Raw genomic sequence first — 14950 nt, forward strand, 5'->3', positions numbered from 1 at the left:
CGTTAAAACTCCTTTGCATAGCGGCGGGCGCGCTCGATGTTTTCTTTAATCAAATCGATCCGGTCTTGCCCGAACTGGCTGACGATCGCCGCCGCCACTTCCCAGGCGACGACCGCTTCGGCGACGACGCTCGCCGCCGGCACAGCGCAGCTGTCCGACCGCTCGATGCTTGCCGCAAACGGTTCTTTCGTGTCGATGTCGACGCTTTGCAGCGGTTTGTACAGCGTCGGAATCGGCTTCATCACACCGCGCACGACGATCGGCATTCCCGTCGTCACCCCGCCTTCAAAGCCGCCCGCCCGGTTCGTCCGGCGCGAAAAGCCTTGTTCCGGGCTCCAAATGATTTCGTCGTGCACTTCGCTTCCCGGGCGGCGCGCCGCTTCAAACCCGATCCCGAATTCGACGCCTTTAAAGGCGTTAATGCTGACGATCGCCGCCGCGATTTTCGCATCGAGCTTCCGGTCGTAATGAACGTAGCTGCCGACCCCGGCGGGAACGCCTTCGACAATCACTTCGACGATGCCGCCGATCGAATCACCGTTTTTCTTTGCCAAATCGATCGCTTCCATCATTTTTTGTCCCGCTTCCGGATCAAAACAGCGCACCGGCGACTCTTCGGTCACATTTTGCAATTCCTCCAGGGAGCGGTAATCAAGCTTCTTTGCGCGCACACCGCCGATTTCGATGACATGCCCGGCGACGCGGATGCCCACTTCCTCCAAAATGCGCTTCGCCACCGCTCCGGCCGCCACGCGCACCGTCGTTTCCCTTGCCGATGAGCGTTCAAGCACATTGCGCATATCGCGATGTCCGTATTTCAGGGCGCCGTTTAAATCGGCATGACCCGGGCGCGGACGCGTCACTTTTCGTTTGATCTCCGTTTCATCATCGATCGGTTCAACGGCCATAATCGTTTGCCAATGTTTAAAATCACGGTTTTCCACAACCAGCGCAATCGGCGAGCCGAGCGTTTTCCCGTGCCGGACGCCGGCGGTGATATTCACCACGTCCTTTTCGATTTGCATGCGCCGCCCGCGCCCATACCCTTTTTGCCGGCGCGCCAGCTCCTTGTTGATATGCTCGGCGCGCAGCTCAAGCCCAGCCGGCACTCCTTCCAAAATCGCCGTCAATTGCGGCCCGTGCGACTCCCCTGCTGTCAAGTAGCGCATGTTTGTCTCTCCCTTCAGCTCTTTAACGCGTTTATGTAAAAATATATCATAAATTTGAAAAATGAAAATAGTTTCTGTAAAAAAAGAGCGCGGCGCCCGCTATTTTCTCCGATAAAAAAACGTCTCCTCGACTTCGAAACCGTATAAGGACGGGTTAAAAATTTGCTCCGTGCTCCCCACAAACAGCACGCCCCCGGGCCGGAGCGCATCATGAAATTTCCGATACAGCATCCGCTTCGCCTCTTCAGTGAAATAAATGAGCACGTTGCGGCAAACGATCAAATCCATGTTGCGCGGAAACGGATCCGCGAGCAAGTTGTGCTTTTGAAACTTGACCGTTTGTTTCAGCCTTTCGTCTATTTTATAATACTCGCCTTCTTTCGTAAAAAACTTTTTTCTCATTTCCTCGGGCAACTCTACAAGCGACCGTTCGCTGTACAAGCCGAGGCGCGCGCGGGCGAGCGCATTATCATCAATGTCGGTCGCCAACACCGACACGCGGTGAAGCGGCAATCGTTTTGCGAGCACCATCGCGAGCGTGTACGGCTCCTCGCCGGTTGAGCAGGCGGCGCTCCACACGTTCGGGCGCGGATGTTTCGTCAACAGCCGCGGCAAAATGACGCGTTCAAGCACCTCCCATCGTTTGGCGTTGCGATAAAACTCGGACACGTTGATCGTCATCCGGTCAAGACATTCATGCCAGAGCGACAAGTCTTTTTCCATCGCTGCAAACAGCTCGGCAAAGCTCTTTAGCCCTTTTTTCATGTACAACGACGCCAAACGCCGCCTCATCTGGGCTTCCTTATATAGCGATAAGTCAATGCCGGTTTTTCGCTTCACTTTGGCAATGAATTGCGCATAATCGTCCATCTTCCCCTGTTCCTCTCTCCTGTCAATGTACAAAAACGGCAAAAACCGGCCGATGGGCGGCCGGTCTTTTTGTTAATAGAGCCATTCGTTCATCAGTTTTGTATAGTGGAGAAGCTCTTCTTCTTTGAAAAACAGGTTGATCTCGCGTTCCGCGCTTTGCGGCGAATCGGAGCCGTGAATGACGTTTTTGCCGACCGTCAAGCCGAAGTCGCCGCGAATCGTGCCCGGTGCGGCTTCCTGCGGGTTCGTTTTCCCCATCATTTGCCGGGCGGCGGCGATTACATTTTCGCCCTCCCACACCATCGCAAACACCGGCCCGGATGTAATAAAGTCGACAAGCTCGCCGAAAAACGGACGCTCTTTATGTTCGGCATAGTGCTGCTCAGCCAGCTCGCGCGACACTTGCATCAGCTTCGCGCCAACAAGCTGGAAGCCTTTTTTCTCAAAGCGCGAAACAATTTCGCCGATCAAATTGCGCTGAACCCCGTCTGGCTTTACCATTAAAAATGTCCGTTCTGCCATTCATTCTCCACCCCTACTGTCGTATGTACTAGGAAACGGGTTCCCAACCACCATAGTACCATTGTTTCGCGCCATTGGCAACAACGTCCTTGAAAGCGTTAATAATCCCTTTTCCCGATGTAAAGGGCGAGGTCGCGCAACAGGCCGCGCGCCTCATTCATCGGCAGTCCGTCAAGAAGGTGAAGCGCCTTGTCAAGGTAACGGTCGCTTAACGCATACGACCGCTCAATGGCGTCCGTCCGCTTAATGGCGGAAATGACCGCCGCCATTTCCGCAACGTCCGTTTCCGGACCGACAGCTGCAATGGCCGCCTTCACCCGCTCATCGCTCAAGGCATACAGCACAGGAAGGGTGACGTTTCCTTGCAGCAAGTCGCTTCCGGCCGGTTTGCCGAGCTGTTCCTCCGTCCCAGTGAAATCGAGAATGTCGTCGGTAATTTGAAACGACATGCCGACATAATGGCCGAACCAGTACAGCCGCTTCACAATCGGCTCCGGCGCGCCGGCAGCGAGGGCGCCAAGCTGGCAGCTCGCGGCGATGAGCAGCGCCGTTTTCCGACGGATGCGCCGCAAATACGTGCGCAGCGGCTGATCAAACCGGTACTTGTCTTTAATTTGCTCAATTTCCCCGCGGCACACTTCCACGATCGTTTTCGCCAACACTTGATGGGCGCGCGGGTTGCCGAGCTCCGCCATCCGTTCGAGCGAGCGGGCAAACAAATAATCCCCTGTGTACATGGCGAACCGGTTGCTCCATTTCGCCTTGATCGTCGGCCGGCCGCGGCGCAAATCGGCGTCGTCGATCACATCGTCGTGGACGAGCGAAGCCATATGAATGAGCTCGAGCGCAACGGCAACATGCTTCATCCGCTCAAGGTCATATTGGCCGAAGCGGGCGGCAAGCAAGACAAAAACGGGACGGATCCGCTTTCCGCCCGCCTGCAACAGATGGAGCGCCGCTTCCCCAAGCGGCCCGTATTCCGACTGAACCGCCCGCTCAAGCTCCTCTTCGACCGCCGCTAAATCATCGCTTAAAAACGAATACATCGCCTTTAACTTCATGTTGTTCACCTTAACTCACCGTTTATAGCCCAAGTGCATCGCCGCCACGCCAAACGTGTACGGTTTGACCTCGACATCGACAAAACCGGCGGCGCGGAACATCTCGGCCAGCTCGTCCCGCCCCGGAAACTCGCGCGCCGATTCCTGCAGCCACGAGTACTCCTCATAGCTTTTCGCCAGCAGCTTGCCAAACAGCGGCATAATAAACCGGAAGTAAAAATAGTAAAGCTGGCGAAACCCGAACAGCGTCGGCTGCGACGTTTCCAGGCAGACGGTCATGCCGCCCGGCTTCGTCACCCGGTGCATTTCCTTAAGCACGGTCATATAGTCAGGGACGTTGCGCAAACCGAAGCCGATCGTCACATAATCGAACGAATTGTCAGGAAACGGCAGCTGCATCGCATTGCCGTGAATGAGCTTCACATTATGCAACCCGAGCGCTTTTACCTTCTGTTCGCCGACTTTCAGCATGTTTTCGCTGAAATCAAGGCCGTACACTTCCCCTTCCGGACCGACCGCCTCCGCCAAGGCGATCGTCCAGTCAGCCGTCCCACAGCACACATCGAGCGCTTTTTTGCCTTTTTGCACATTCATCCGCCGCATCACGTCTTTGCGCCACTTCAAGTGGCGGCGGAAGCTGATGACGGAGTTCATCCGGTCATAATGCGCAGAAATGTTTTCAAATACGCGATGGACTCGCTCTTCTTTCGATTGATGCATCGTTCTACCCTTCTTCCACCGTCTTTTTGGCGATGGCTTGAACCCCGCCGGAAAGCTCGGCCACGCGGAGCTGCAGCAGGCCGTTGACCGGCAGTTTCGCCGCAAACAGCGCCTCCCGGCAGCCGTCGATATAGCGGCGGCAAAAGCGGAGCAAATGCCGCTTTTGCTCTTTCGTCAACGTTTTCGCGCGCGGGAACGCGATTTGCGCCATTTGCTCAAAGAGCACCGAAGCTCCCGTGCGGATGAACGCTTCCTGCTCGAGCAGCAGGCGCCGCATCAGCAAATACGAATAGGCAAACTGCCCCCACTGCGGCGCCGCCATGCGGTCGGCGAGCTTGACAAGCAACGCCGATTCGATCGTGCCGACCGCCGCAAACAACGACTCGATCCGCTCTGCTTTTTTTTCGTAAAGCCGCACTTTTTGCTCGTTAATATCGCGGATCGCCTCGGCGAACGAGCGGATGAGCGCCGTTTCGCCCGAACGCGCCAACAACTCATAGTACAGCCCGCTGTACAAGTCGCCGGCCAGGACGACAAGCTGCCGCGTCCGCAAGTCGCCGCCGTCATCTGTCACCTCATCGTGGGTATCAAGGGCGATCTGCATGAGCATCATGGCGATGATGCACCGCTCCGCCTCACTCGGCGCCGTTGAAGCGCCCTCGAGCATTGACAGCGAGAGCAGCAGGCGATCTTCATCGATCGCCGGCGCCGGCAAATGCTCGCGCAAATATGGGTGATGGAGCAGCTGCTCAATTTGTTCTTTCAATGACGCCAATTTCACCGTGATGTCATCCACATGAACCACCCTTGTCCCCGAAAATATCCGCACCACCATAACGGACTCATTATAACATAATTTTGTCGAAAACGCTCTATATAGATGCAATTTAAAGCTTTAACATTTTTCGTCTTTGCCGGTCATTGCATCCGACTGTCGAGTGACCGAACAACGCCGCTTCCAGACCCATGAATGGGTCTGTGAAGCGAGTCGTTGTTCGGTCTTCCGTCACGCTAAGGCGTGACGGAGGCAAGCCACACGCTTGCCTTCGACAGTCAAAAATGGGCAAACCACTTTTCTGTCAAGGATATGTTAAACTTCTTTGTTGCATCTATATAGTTTGCTAGACATTTGCCAACTTACTTTTTCCCTTCCGACTCAATGACGCCATGGCGCGTTTGAATATACGCCTTGCCTCTCACTTTAATCGCCGACGTGTGCTCTGTAAACTGGGCGATCAACACTTCGCCTTTATCGAGCTTTTCCGAGTGATGGAACCGTGTATCCGCCCCGCGCGTCAATCCAATGACGTTCACTCCGTCTTCAAGCGCTTTAATGACAACAAAGTCGCTGTTCGTATACATCCTTGCCCCCTCCTTATGCTTTAATGAGCGAAAGCACTTCCGAACGGGCGGCAACATCCGTTTCAAACACGCCGCGCACTGCCGTTGTCACCGTTTTCGCCCCCGGCTTTTTCACGCCGCGCATCGTCATGCACATATGTTCCGCCTCGACGACGACCATCACCCCGTGCGGTTCGAGCGCTTCGACGATCGAATCGGCGACTGTCGCCGTAATGCGCTCCTGTAGCTGCGGGCGGCGCGCCACCGCTTCGACCGCCCGGGCGAGCTTGCTTAGCCCGGTCACTTTTCCTTCCCGCGGGATGTAGGCGACGTGGGCAACGCCGAAAAACGGCACTAAATGGTGCTCGCACATCGAGTAAAACGGAATATCTTTAACGAGCACAAGCTCCTCATGTTCCTCGCTGAATACGGTTTGAAAATGCTCCTTGGGGTCTTCGTGCAGTCCGGCGAACACCTCGGCGTACATTTTCGCCACTCGTTTCGGCGTGTCGACAAGCCCCTCACGGTTTGGGTCTTCCCCAATTGCTTCCAAAATCAAGCGGACTGCATATTCAATTTGCGCAAAATTGATCTCCGGCATGTAAACAACATCCTCCTGCATTAGAAAAACTGCATGTAATCCGATTCTAGCATAGAGAGCAAAAAAAAACAAAAAAGAAGGGCGGTGCATCACCAGCCCTTCCCTCCTAGCTCCTGCCTCAGCTATGTAGGCTTATTTTACGGCATCTTTTAACGCTTTACCCGGTTTGAATGCAGGAACTTTGCTCGCCGGAATTTCCATTTCTTCGCCCGTTTGCGGGTTGCGTCCTTTCCGGGCGGCGCGCTCGCGCACTTCAAAGTTCCCAAAGCCGATTAATTGCACTTTATCGCCTTTTCGCAACGCTTCTGTAATCGAGTCAAATACCGCATCAACGGCTTTTGTTGCATCTTTTTTGGAAAGACCGCTTGTTTCAGCTACCGCGTTGATCAATTCCGTCTTGTTCATGCCATTCACCTCCTCCCAAGGAGCTGTTCTTGTTTACTACCATTTGTGCACACTTTTCTGCTTTTCTATACATAGACGTTGACGGCTTCGGCGGCGAAAAGGCCGGCGCATGAAAGGCGTCGCACCGGTGCAGCCAATGATTCTGCCTTCGTTCAGAAAGACAGACAGAACATGCGCCCGCGCCGCCGATGGAAGCGTCCCCTTGACCGTTCAGCGCCGCCCGCCGCTTTTAGGCGGAACTGCCTTGATTCCGCCAAGATGCGGTGACATGCCTAATCTTAACCAATTTATCGCGATAATTCAACATTTTTTTCGCCAAAGCGGCCAATTTTAGGCATATTTCACCAAAACAACGATTTCAGATAAAAGATTACCATAACGCCATGCGCATAATCAAGTGCCAATCCTTATTTCTCAAGGGTTTCAACGATTTTTCCCCCATGAAAGATCCTTGATTCAAAAAAACAAAAAAAAGCCCCCGACCGGGGAGCAAATCTCTATAGATGCAATTTGAAGATTTACCATTTGCAGCTTTTATCGACTGTCAGGCGACCGAACAACGCCGCTTCACAGACCCATATATGGGTCTGTGAAGCAGGTGGTTGTTCGGTCTTCCGTCACGCCTTGGCGTGACGGGGCAAGCCTATGGCTTGCCTTCGACAGTCGAAAATGGACAAACCGCTTTTCCGTCAAGGATATGTTAAACTTCTTCGTTGCATCTATATCGACGCCTCCGCTTTTCTTATTGTCTAGCTCCGGCTCGCCGCCGCTTTTCTATAAAATAATCGCGATGAGGCCGCCGGAGCCTTCGTTGATGATGCGTTCAAGCGTTTCTTTCAGCTTGTAGCGGGCGTTTTCCGGCATGAGCGCGAGTTTCGCCTGAATGCCTTCGCGGACGATCGAGCTGAGCGAACGGCCGAAAATGTCGGAGTTCCAAATCGACAGCGGATCGTCTTCAAAATCTTGCATCAAATAGCGGACAAGCTCTTCGCTCTGTTTTTCCGTTCCAATAATGGGAGAAAATTCGGATTCGACGTCGACTTTGATCATATGGATGGACGGAGCCACCGCCTTGAGGCGGACGCCAAAGCGCGACCCTTGGCGGATGATTTCCGGTTCGTCAAGACTCATGTCAGACAAAGCGGGCGCAGCGATGCCGTAGCCGGTTTGTTTGACCATTTTCAGCGCGTCGGCGATTTGGTCATATTCCGCTTTCGCATGGGCGAAGTCTTGCATGAGCTGAAGCAGATGGTCTTTGCCGCGAATCTCGACGCCGACGATTTCTTTTAAAATTTGATCGTACAGCTCATCCGGTGCATACAAGTCAATTTCGGCGATCCCTTGCCCCATTTCGATGCCGGCAAGCGCCGCTTTTTCGATGAAATCGTACTCGGCAAACTGCTGCACAACCTGGTCGACGTCGCGCAGCCGTTTGATGTCTTTGACGGTGTCGCGCACCGCTTCTTGATAGCTTTCGCGCAGCCAATGATCTTCGCGCAGCACCATCACCCAGCTCGGCAAGTTGACGTTCACTTCAAGCACCGGGAATTCATATAATGCTTCACGAAGCACGTTATACACGTCGGCTTCGCGCATGCTTTCCACACTCATGGCGAGCACCGGAATGTCGTACTTTTCGGCGAGCTCGCGGCGAAGCGCCTCGGTTTCCGGATGGTGCGGCCGAACGGTGTTGACGATCATAATGAACGGCTTGCCGACTTCTTTGAGCTCGCTAATGACCCGTTCTTCCGCTTCTACATAGGCTTGGCGCGGAATTTCCCCGATCGTGCCGTCCGTTGTGATGACGACCCCGATCGTCGAATGTTCTTGAATGACTTTTCTTGTCCCGATTTCCGCCGCCTCTTGGAACGGGATCGGCTCTTCATACCAAGGCGTGTGGATCATCCGCGGCCCGTTTTCGTCTTCGTACCCTTTCGCGCCGGAAACAGCATAGCCGACGCAATCGACAAGTCGGATGTTCACTTCAAGCCCCTCGTCGACTTTCACCGTCACCGCCTGGTTGGGCACGAACTTTGGCTCCGTCGTCATGATCGTTTTGCCCGCGGCGCTTTGCGGCAGTTCGTCCTGGGCGCGCGCCTTGTCGGCTTCGTTTTGAATGTTCGGAATGACGACAAGCTCCATAAACCGCTTAATAAACGTCGATTTCCCGGTGCGGACAGCGCCGACGACCCCTAAGTAAATGTCGCCGCCGGTCCGCTCGGCGATATCTTTAAAAATATCGACCTTTTCCAAATGACTCCCCTCCAGTCTTTCGGTCGTTATAAGAAACATTGGAATGAGCTAGCATAGTCGGACACTATATGCATATGATGTTGTCCGATTCGGTTATGACTAAAAACCATAAATAAAAATCCCTTCTCTAGAATGTATTTTTCCAGAGAAGGGATGATGACTCATTTCGTGAAAAAAATCGGCTCGTTCGTCTTGGCGTCGATCGTGTACGGAAGGGAGTACGCCGGCACGAACAGCGAATGGTCGGTCAAAATCGGGCGAATATCGTCACCCGGCTTGTAGTGGTGCGGATATTTTTTCAACGCCGCATACAAATCAGAACGGTAGTCAATGTAAATTTCTCCATTCCCGTCGATGACAAACGGCAAGTTGTTGCCGGAAAACGGGCTGACGACATAAGGCGGCTCTTTATAGCCGAGCTTTTTGTAATCGAGCGTAAATACGCCCGGTGCGACGACATCTTGAAATGGCGGATAACCGTGCCGATCCGTATACATCGAAAGCCGCAGCTTCAAATCGCGGATGCGCTCAGCGAGACGCAGGTCAAGAAGCTTGACCGTCGGGTTCGTTTCCGCATCGATGATCATATACTGGAAAACACCCCCGCTTTCATAGGCGTTTCCCGGCGGTTCCTGCATGTAGCGGGGAACGAGCTTTTGAAAGTCAACCGGATATTTTAAATACATCGGTGTTTTCATGTCGCGCGTCTTGATCGGCAGCAATCCGCCGGTCGCCTTCCGGTATTCGTCAACCGCCGATTGGACGGCCGCCACTTGGTCTTTGTATGGAATTTGGTTTTGCTTAAGCCGCTCTTGCGGATACAAGCAGCCGGAAAGCGGCACGAGAAACAAACAGGCTAAAAGAAAGCGAGCAATCCGTTTCATCCTATTTCGCGCAGGAGACTCCCACTTCAACGACCAAAGGGAGTAAGTGGGAGAGGAATGCGCGTTCCCCCCTTTCTTTTGTGTATGATATAATAAAGGCGTGGAGAAAACCGTTCAATAAAGGCACTCCAATCACGGCTACTCGATGTATGGAGTTGGTTACAGGAAACGTTGTAACCGTAAAACATCGAGCGTAGGTCCGTCTGTTGTGTGTGGAAGCCAAGTACTGCCAACAGACACACCGAGAGAATCGGTAACGATGCAGGCATGACCTGCGTCGTTGGGTAGTCGTCAACCTGCCCCCTGATGCAACCCCAAGTCAAGGAAGGAGGACGAAGTCCGTTTGCACTTCTGGGGAGTTGCAAGCCCCCACTTCAAGCGTGAGCGAAGTGGGGGTAGTTGACAGTTCCTCCATCCTTTGCCTATTGCGGCGTCGGTCCGCTGAACACGACAAAAATAATGATGATGCCAGCGAGAATCAACAGGACGTAAGCGATAACCGCCAGCAAAAAGCGAAGCCAGCGAATCTTGAGCTTGTAGCGGCTCAAATAAATGAAACCGACGGAAATAAACATGAACACCATTGAGGCGATGGCGATCCACATTTTCGCTAAAGCCGGTGACATACGTGTTCCTCCTTTTTTCGACAACTATTATATCATCGCCATAAAAAAAGCTGAAGTAAAGCGGGGCTTTCTTTACTTCAGCATTACCTTATACCCTTCCGGAAGCTCAAGCCGATGATGGTTCGTCATATTGTATGCAAAACAGGGACGACTTGTACCGCCATCCGCCTATTTTCAGCGTTACGGCTCGGCAAAAATGTTCATGACATCGTCCATTTCCTGCTTTTTTCCGCGCGCCATGAGCGAATCGACTGCTTCTTTCGGCTCTTTCCCTTCGAACAAGACTTCATAGAGCGCCTCGGTAATCGGCATTTTGACGCCGAGTTCTCCCGCCAGCTCGTACGCCGCTTTTGTCGTCCGCACCCCTTCGACAACCATCCCCATGCTTTCGAGCACCTCGTCAAGTTTTTTTCCTTGGCCAAGCATATAACCGGCCCGCCAGTTGCGGGAATGGGTGCTTGTGCACGTGACAATCAAGTCGCCGACTCCGGCCAGCCCGGAAAAGGTGAGCGGGTTGGCGCCAAGCGCGCAGCCGAGCCGGGCAATCTCGGCCAACCCTCTTGTGATGAGGGCTGCTTTCGCATTATCCCCGTAGCCGAGCCCGTCGCTGATGCCGGCGGCCAAGGCGATGATGTTTTTCAGCGCCCCGCCGACTTCGACACCGACTAAATCCGGGTTCGTATACACGCGGAAATAGTGATGGTTCATAAATAGATCTTGAATGCGCTGCGCCGCTTCCATATTCGGCGATGACACCGCCACCGTCGTCGGATGGCGGAGCACCACTTCTTCCGCATGGCTCGGCCCCGAAAGAACGACAACGTCTTCCAGCCATTCGCCCATTTCCTCAGCGACAATTTCCGATACGCGCTTGTGCGTCCCCGGCTCGATGCCTTTGCTGACGGCGACCACGGTGACCGGCGCCGCCAGGCACGCGCGCGCTTTTTGCAGCACGCCGCGGATCGCCTTTGTCGGCACAGCGAGCACCGTTACGGACACGCCGTCGAGCGCAGCGCAAAGATCATGATAACCGATGATCGCTTCCGGCAGGCGGACGCCCGGCAAATATTTTTCATTCGCCCGCCGTTGGTTGATTTCCTCGATCTGTTCAGCCCGCTGCCCCCAAAGCCGAACGCGGTGCCCGTTGTCAGCCAGAACGAGCGCCAGCGCCGTCCCCCAGCTTCCGGCGCCCAATACAGCGATGTTCTCCATCGTTTCCCACTTCCTTTATCCGATTGTCGCAGCCTTCCGCTTTTCTTATTTCCGCGGGCGATGATTTTGATCGGTGTACCCTCGAAGCCAAACGCATCGCGGATGCGGTTTTCCAAAAATCGTTCGTACGAAAAGTGCATCAATTCCGGATCGTTGACAAAGGCGACGAACGTCGGCGGCTTGACGGCGACTTGCGTCATATAATAAATTTTCAAGCGCTTGCCGTTATGCGTCGGCGTCGGGTTCATCGCCACCGCATCCATAATGACTTCATTGAGCACGTTCGTCTGAACGCGCATCGCATGGTTGTCGCTGACAAGCTGCACGAGCGGCAGCAGCTTATGGAGCCGCTGTTTCGTCTTCGCCGACACAAATAAAATCGGGGCATAGTCCAAAAATGGGAAGTGGGCGCGAATCTTCCGCTCAAATTCAGCCATCGTTTTGTCATCCTTTTCGATGGCGTCCCATTTGTTGACGACGAGAATCACCCCGCGCCCGGCTTCATGCGCATAGCCAGCGATTTTTTTATCTTGCTCGAGAATGCCTTCTTCGGCGTTTAGCACGACAAGAACGACATCCGACCGTTCAATGGCCCGCAACGCGCGCAGCACGCTGTATTTTTCCGTGCTTTCGTAAATTTTTCCGCGTTTGCGCATTCCTGCCGTATCAATAATAACATATTCCTGCCCTTCACGCACAAACGACGTGTCCACCGCATCCCTTGTCGTCCCGGCAATGTCGCTGACAATGACCCGCTCTTCCCCTAAGATGGCGTTGACAAGCGACGATTTGCCGACATTCGGACGGCCGATGAGGCAAAACTTAATCACGTCCTCTTCATACTCTTCGGCGGCCCCTTTTGGAAAATGGCGGACGACGGCGTCAAGCAAATCGCCAAGCCCCGTCCCGTGCGCCCCGGAAATCGGATACGGCTCCCCGAATCCAAGCGCGTAAAAGTCGTAAATCAAATCACGCATTTCCGGATTGTCGATTTTGTTCACGGCGAGCACGACCGGCTTGTTCGACCGGCGGAGCAGCTTGGCCACCTCTTCATCAGCCGCAGTCACACCGTCGCGGCCGTTCGTCATAAAGATGATGACATCCGCCTCATCGATGGCGATTTCCGCCTGTTGGCGAATTTGCACAAGCAGCGGCTCATCGCCGATGTCGATGCCGCCGGTGTCGATTAAGTAAAATGTATGGTTCAGCCATTCGGCGCTGCTGTAAATGCGGTCGCGCGTCACCCCAGGCACGTCTTCCACAATGGAAATGCGCTCTCCGACAATGCGGTTGAAAATCGTTGATTTCCCCACATTCGGACGGCCGACAATCGCTACAACTGGATTTGCCATGCTACCACCCTTTTGATCCTCATTTTTGTTTCGTTTGCTCTTGAAGAGGCGCCTTTTTCCAGACCAGACATCCATCCCTGCCAAGCACGCTTGGGCGATCCGCGCCTTTGCCGCCCACCCGGCTTGAAAAGCGGGGAAGGCGCTGGGCGATGAACCAAAACGTGCTGCAACTGCTTTATTTTATCAAAAAGTGAAACACCCAACAACCGCCTAATGCTTGACGATCACAAGCAGCCCGTCGCTGAGCTCATGGGCGATGCCGTCCAAAATCGCCTCCAAATTGGCGGCGATTCGCTCCATCTCCTCCTTCGTGCGGCAAACAAAGATCGGCGCACCCCCAGCGACGGCTTCACCGTTGATCGTAATGACCGCCAAAATCATTTTTTCATGCGTCATCACCGCTGCCCCCTCTCCGTTTCCAACTCCGCTCGCCCGGCATGCGGATCGCGCTCTCCAACACCGGAACATTCTCAATGACCGCTTTCGCCTTCTCGATATCCTCCACTTGCGGCAAAATGAAAATGCCGACGCGCCCGTCGTTTAAATCACGTTTGGCGAGCGGCACGAGCGCCGGCGTCCCGGAGTCGCGGTAAATGCCGAGCGCCGTCGACACATCGTGCAAAATCGCCTGCCGCTGCCCAAGGTTGGCGATCGTTGTTCGGGCGTTGAAGTTTTTCGGCGTCAAAATAAACCCCATCCCGTAGCGCAAAATTTCTTCCCTCCGCGCCGGCAAGCCGATATTCATAATGTAAATGTTGTCCACATACAGCCCTGCCCCCTCAAAATGGGGTTTGACATATTTCACATCGGCGATATCTTTCAACCGGCTCCCGCTCATAAATCGCCGCGCCACCATCATGCCGATGGCGCTGGCCGCGAGCGCCGCCCAAACGTTCCACACTAAATAAAAAAGAGTCGATAAAAACGAAACGAAAATGACCAAATAGTTCCGCCCTTCAAACACAATCGCAATGCCTTCAATGTATGTTTTTCCGCGCGGCACTAATTCATACTGGTCAAGCTCGTTCAACGTGTTGCGCTCCATGTTGCGCACATCGCGAAACTGTGAGGCGGCCAACGCCAAAAACGTGATGGCGGCAAACTCCTTTTCCATGATCGCCGGCACGGCGACCGTCCCTAGACCGGCAGCGATCGCCCCCAATGCGATATGGATCGTCCGCCCGTGCAAGTATGTCGGATACTGCCGGTAATCGGTGCGCAACAAATAAAGGCGGGTCAGCACTCCGACAGCGACGCCGTATAAAATGGGAAACGTATATTCGTTCACGGCTGTCTCGCCCCCCTTACAGGCCGTTTTTCCTCGAGCTGAAGCGACAGGAAGCGGATCATTTCCCAAATAAGCAAACACGACGCGCTGATCGCCGCCGCGTCGAAAAACGAGAACGAACCGAGCACATAGTCGGGCGCCATGCGGTGAATGGCCATGGCGTATACCGCTTCCCCTTGGCAGCCGCCAAGCGCCAGACAAAGAAGGCGGGCGGCAAAGCGGCGATGAAACAAACTGCTGACGATAACGAGCCACCAAGCGAGCATCCACTGGCCGTCAAGCCAAATCCAAACCGGATCAAACAAGGCAAGCAGGCGGAAGGCGGCATAGGCAAACGCCAAGCCGGACGCCGACAGCGCCAGAAACGGAAGGCGGCATGGCCGCCGCTCGATGGCCGCATAACATGAACATAAAAAAAGAACGAAAAACGCCAACGTGGCGCGGACAACACCGATTTCCACCGTCAACGACGCGGAACTGATCATCACAAGAGCGAACGCCGCCAGCCTCGTCCGTTCGCCCGTCTTTTTCATCAAAAAGGTGGCGACAATCCATATGAACCAAAAAAAGAGATAAAAATAAGTCCCTTCCATCTTTTCCACCCCTTATTATGTCCATTATGTCATCTTTTATGGCCGTTCATTCA

Annotated in this window: 16 protein-coding genes and 1 pseudogene; all 17 read right to left on the reverse strand. The window is 54.1% G+C overall.

The window, feature by feature from the left end:
- Positions 1-2 precede the first annotated feature (2 nt).
- Entirely contained in the window at positions 3-1169 is a 1167-nt protein-coding gene (gene aroC / locus ETC02_RS06090) for a chorismate synthase (protein ID WP_047819336.1), read from the reverse strand.
- Positions 1170-1268: 99 nt separating this feature from the next.
- Positions 1269-2039, reverse strand: coding sequence for a CheR family methyltransferase (locus ETC02_RS06095; protein ID WP_049624819.1), 771 nt, complete (start codon positions 2037-2039; stop codon positions 1269-1271).
- Positions 2040-2111: 72 nt separating this feature from the next.
- Complete coding sequence (gene ndk / locus ETC02_RS06100; RefSeq protein WP_044744929.1) at positions 2112-2561, reverse strand: nucleoside-diphosphate kinase; 450 nt, start codon at positions 2559-2561, stop codon at positions 2112-2114.
- A 98-nt stretch (positions 2562-2659) separates the two neighbouring features.
- Positions 2660-3622, reverse strand: a complete 963-nt coding sequence (hepT, locus tag ETC02_RS06105) for a heptaprenyl diphosphate synthase component II (protein ID WP_033009740.1) — start codon at positions 3620-3622, stop codon at positions 2660-2662.
- Between the two features lie 15 nt (positions 3623-3637).
- Positions 3638-4342: a demethylmenaquinone methyltransferase gene (gene menG / locus ETC02_RS06110; protein WP_171698131.1), complete on the reverse strand. Its 705-nt coding sequence runs from the start codon at positions 4340-4342 to the stop codon at positions 3638-3640.
- A 4-nt stretch (positions 4343-4346) separates the two neighbouring features.
- Positions 4347-5177, reverse strand: coding sequence for a heptaprenyl diphosphate synthase component 1 (locus ETC02_RS06115; RefSeq protein ID WP_050367458.1), 831 nt, complete (start codon positions 5175-5177; stop codon positions 4347-4349).
- A 302-nt stretch (positions 5178-5479) separates the two neighbouring features.
- Positions 5480-5704 carry a trp RNA-binding attenuation protein MtrB gene (mtrB, locus tag ETC02_RS06120; RefSeq protein WP_033013997.1) on the reverse strand — a complete coding sequence of 75 codons (225 nt, stop codon included), beginning with the start codon at positions 5702-5704 and terminating at the stop codon, positions 5480-5482.
- Positions 5705-5717: 13 nt separating this feature from the next.
- Positions 5718-6284 carry a GTP cyclohydrolase I FolE gene (folE, locus tag ETC02_RS06125; protein ID WP_033013996.1) on the reverse strand — a complete coding sequence of 189 codons (567 nt, stop codon included), beginning with the start codon at positions 6282-6284 and terminating at the stop codon, positions 5718-5720.
- A 132-nt stretch (positions 6285-6416) separates the two neighbouring features.
- Positions 6417-6689 (reverse strand): HU family DNA-binding protein, encoded by a 273-nt coding sequence (locus tag ETC02_RS06130; RefSeq protein ID WP_008879623.1) that lies wholly within the window; start codon positions 6687-6689, stop codon positions 6417-6419.
- A gap of 774 nt (positions 6690-7463) precedes the next feature.
- Positions 7464-8942, reverse strand: a complete 1479-nt coding sequence (spoIVA, locus tag ETC02_RS06135) for a stage IV sporulation protein A (protein ID WP_033013994.1) — start codon at positions 8940-8942, stop codon at positions 7464-7466.
- 161 nt (positions 8943-9103) lie between these two features.
- Positions 9104-9826, reverse strand: coding sequence for a hypothetical protein (locus ETC02_RS06140; protein WP_063210397.1), 723 nt, complete (start codon positions 9824-9826; stop codon positions 9104-9106).
- A 422-nt stretch (positions 9827-10248) separates the two neighbouring features.
- The gene (locus ETC02_RS06145; RefSeq protein WP_033010547.1) at positions 10249-10452 is read right to left on the reverse strand and encodes a DUF2768 domain-containing protein; all 204 of its coding nucleotides are present in this window, start codon (positions 10450-10452) and stop codon (positions 10249-10251) included.
- Between the two features lie 180 nt (positions 10453-10632).
- Positions 10633-11664, reverse strand: coding sequence for an NAD(P)H-dependent glycerol-3-phosphate dehydrogenase (locus tag ETC02_RS06150; RefSeq protein ID WP_050367459.1), 1032 nt, complete (start codon positions 11662-11664; stop codon positions 10633-10635).
- Positions 11665-11708: 44 nt separating this feature from the next.
- Positions 11709-13016: pseudogene (gene der / locus ETC02_RS06155) on the reverse strand (ribosome biogenesis GTPase Der); the annotation flags it as partial.
- 210 nt (positions 13017-13226) lie between these two features.
- Positions 13227-13412: a capping complex subunit for YIEGIA gene (locus ETC02_RS06160; protein ID WP_033010543.1), complete on the reverse strand. Its 186-nt coding sequence runs from the start codon at positions 13410-13412 to the stop codon at positions 13227-13229.
- Complete coding sequence (locus ETC02_RS06165; RefSeq protein WP_050367461.1) at positions 13402-14304, reverse strand: YIEGIA family protein; 903 nt, start codon at positions 14302-14304, stop codon at positions 13402-13404. Before ETC02_RS06165 ends, ETC02_RS06160 begins: the two co-directional genes overlap by 11 nt.
- Positions 14301-14897 (reverse strand): YphA family membrane protein, encoded by a 597-nt coding sequence (locus ETC02_RS06170; RefSeq protein WP_033010539.1) that lies wholly within the window; start codon positions 14895-14897, stop codon positions 14301-14303. Before ETC02_RS06170 ends, ETC02_RS06165 begins: the two co-directional genes overlap by 4 nt.
- Between the last annotated feature and the right edge of the window lie 53 nt (positions 14898-14950).

Source organism: Geobacillus sp. DSP4a (assembly GCF_013096875.1).
Classification (GTDB): domain Bacteria; phylum Bacillota; class Bacilli; order Bacillales; family Anoxybacillaceae; genus Geobacillus; species Geobacillus thermophilus.

What these genes read in the sequence shown, in the direction of transcription:
- ETC02_RS06130 (WP_008879623.1), bottom strand. Translation starts at nt 6,689, where the DNA reads ATGAACAAGACGGAATTGATCAACGCGGTAGCTGAAACAAGCGGTCTT.
- ETC02_RS06095 (WP_049624819.1), bottom strand. Translation starts at nt 2,039, where the DNA reads ATGGACGATTATGCGCAATTCATTGCCAAAGTGAAGCGAAAAACCGGC.
- aroC (WP_047819336.1), bottom strand. Translation starts at nt 1,169, where the DNA reads ATGCGCTACTTGACAGCAGGGGAGTCGCACGGGCCGCAATTGACGGCG.
- folE (WP_033013996.1), bottom strand. Translation starts at nt 6,284, where the DNA reads ATGCCGGAGATCAATTTTGCGCAAATTGAATATGCAGTCCGCTTGATT.
- ETC02_RS06150 (WP_050367459.1), bottom strand. Translation starts at nt 11,664, where the DNA reads ATGGAGAACATCGCTGTATTGGGCGCCGGAAGCTGGGGGACGGCGCTG.
- ndk (WP_044744929.1), bottom strand. Translation starts at nt 2,561, where the DNA reads ATGGCAGAACGGACATTTTTAATGGTAAAGCCAGACGGGGTTCAGCGC.
- menG (WP_171698131.1), bottom strand. Translation starts at nt 4,342, where the DNA reads ATGCATCAATCGAAAGAAGAGCGAGTCCATCGCGTATTTGAAAACATT.
- ETC02_RS06140 (WP_063210397.1), bottom strand. Translation starts at nt 9,826, where the DNA reads ATGAAACGGATTGCTCGCTTTCTTTTAGCCTGTTTGTTTCTCGTGCCG.
- ETC02_RS06145 (WP_033010547.1), bottom strand. Translation starts at nt 10,452, where the DNA reads ATGTCACCGGCTTTAGCGAAAATGTGGATCGCCATCGCCTCAATGGTG.
- ETC02_RS06170 (WP_033010539.1), bottom strand. Translation starts at nt 14,897, where the DNA reads ATGGAAGGGACTTATTTTTATCTCTTTTTTTGGTTCATATGGATTGTC.
- ETC02_RS06115 (WP_050367458.1), bottom strand. Translation starts at nt 5,177, where the DNA reads ATGGTGGTGCGGATATTTTCGGGGACAAGGGTGGTTCATGTGGATGAC.
- hepT (WP_033009740.1), bottom strand. Translation starts at nt 3,622, where the DNA reads ATGAAGTTAAAGGCGATGTATTCGTTTTTAAGCGATGATTTAGCGGCG.
- ETC02_RS06160 (WP_033010543.1), bottom strand. Translation starts at nt 13,412, where the DNA reads ATGACGCATGAAAAAATGATTTTGGCGGTCATTACGATCAACGGTGAA.
- mtrB (WP_033013997.1), bottom strand. Translation starts at nt 5,704, where the DNA reads ATGTATACGAACAGCGACTTTGTTGTCATTAAAGCGCTTGAAGACGGA.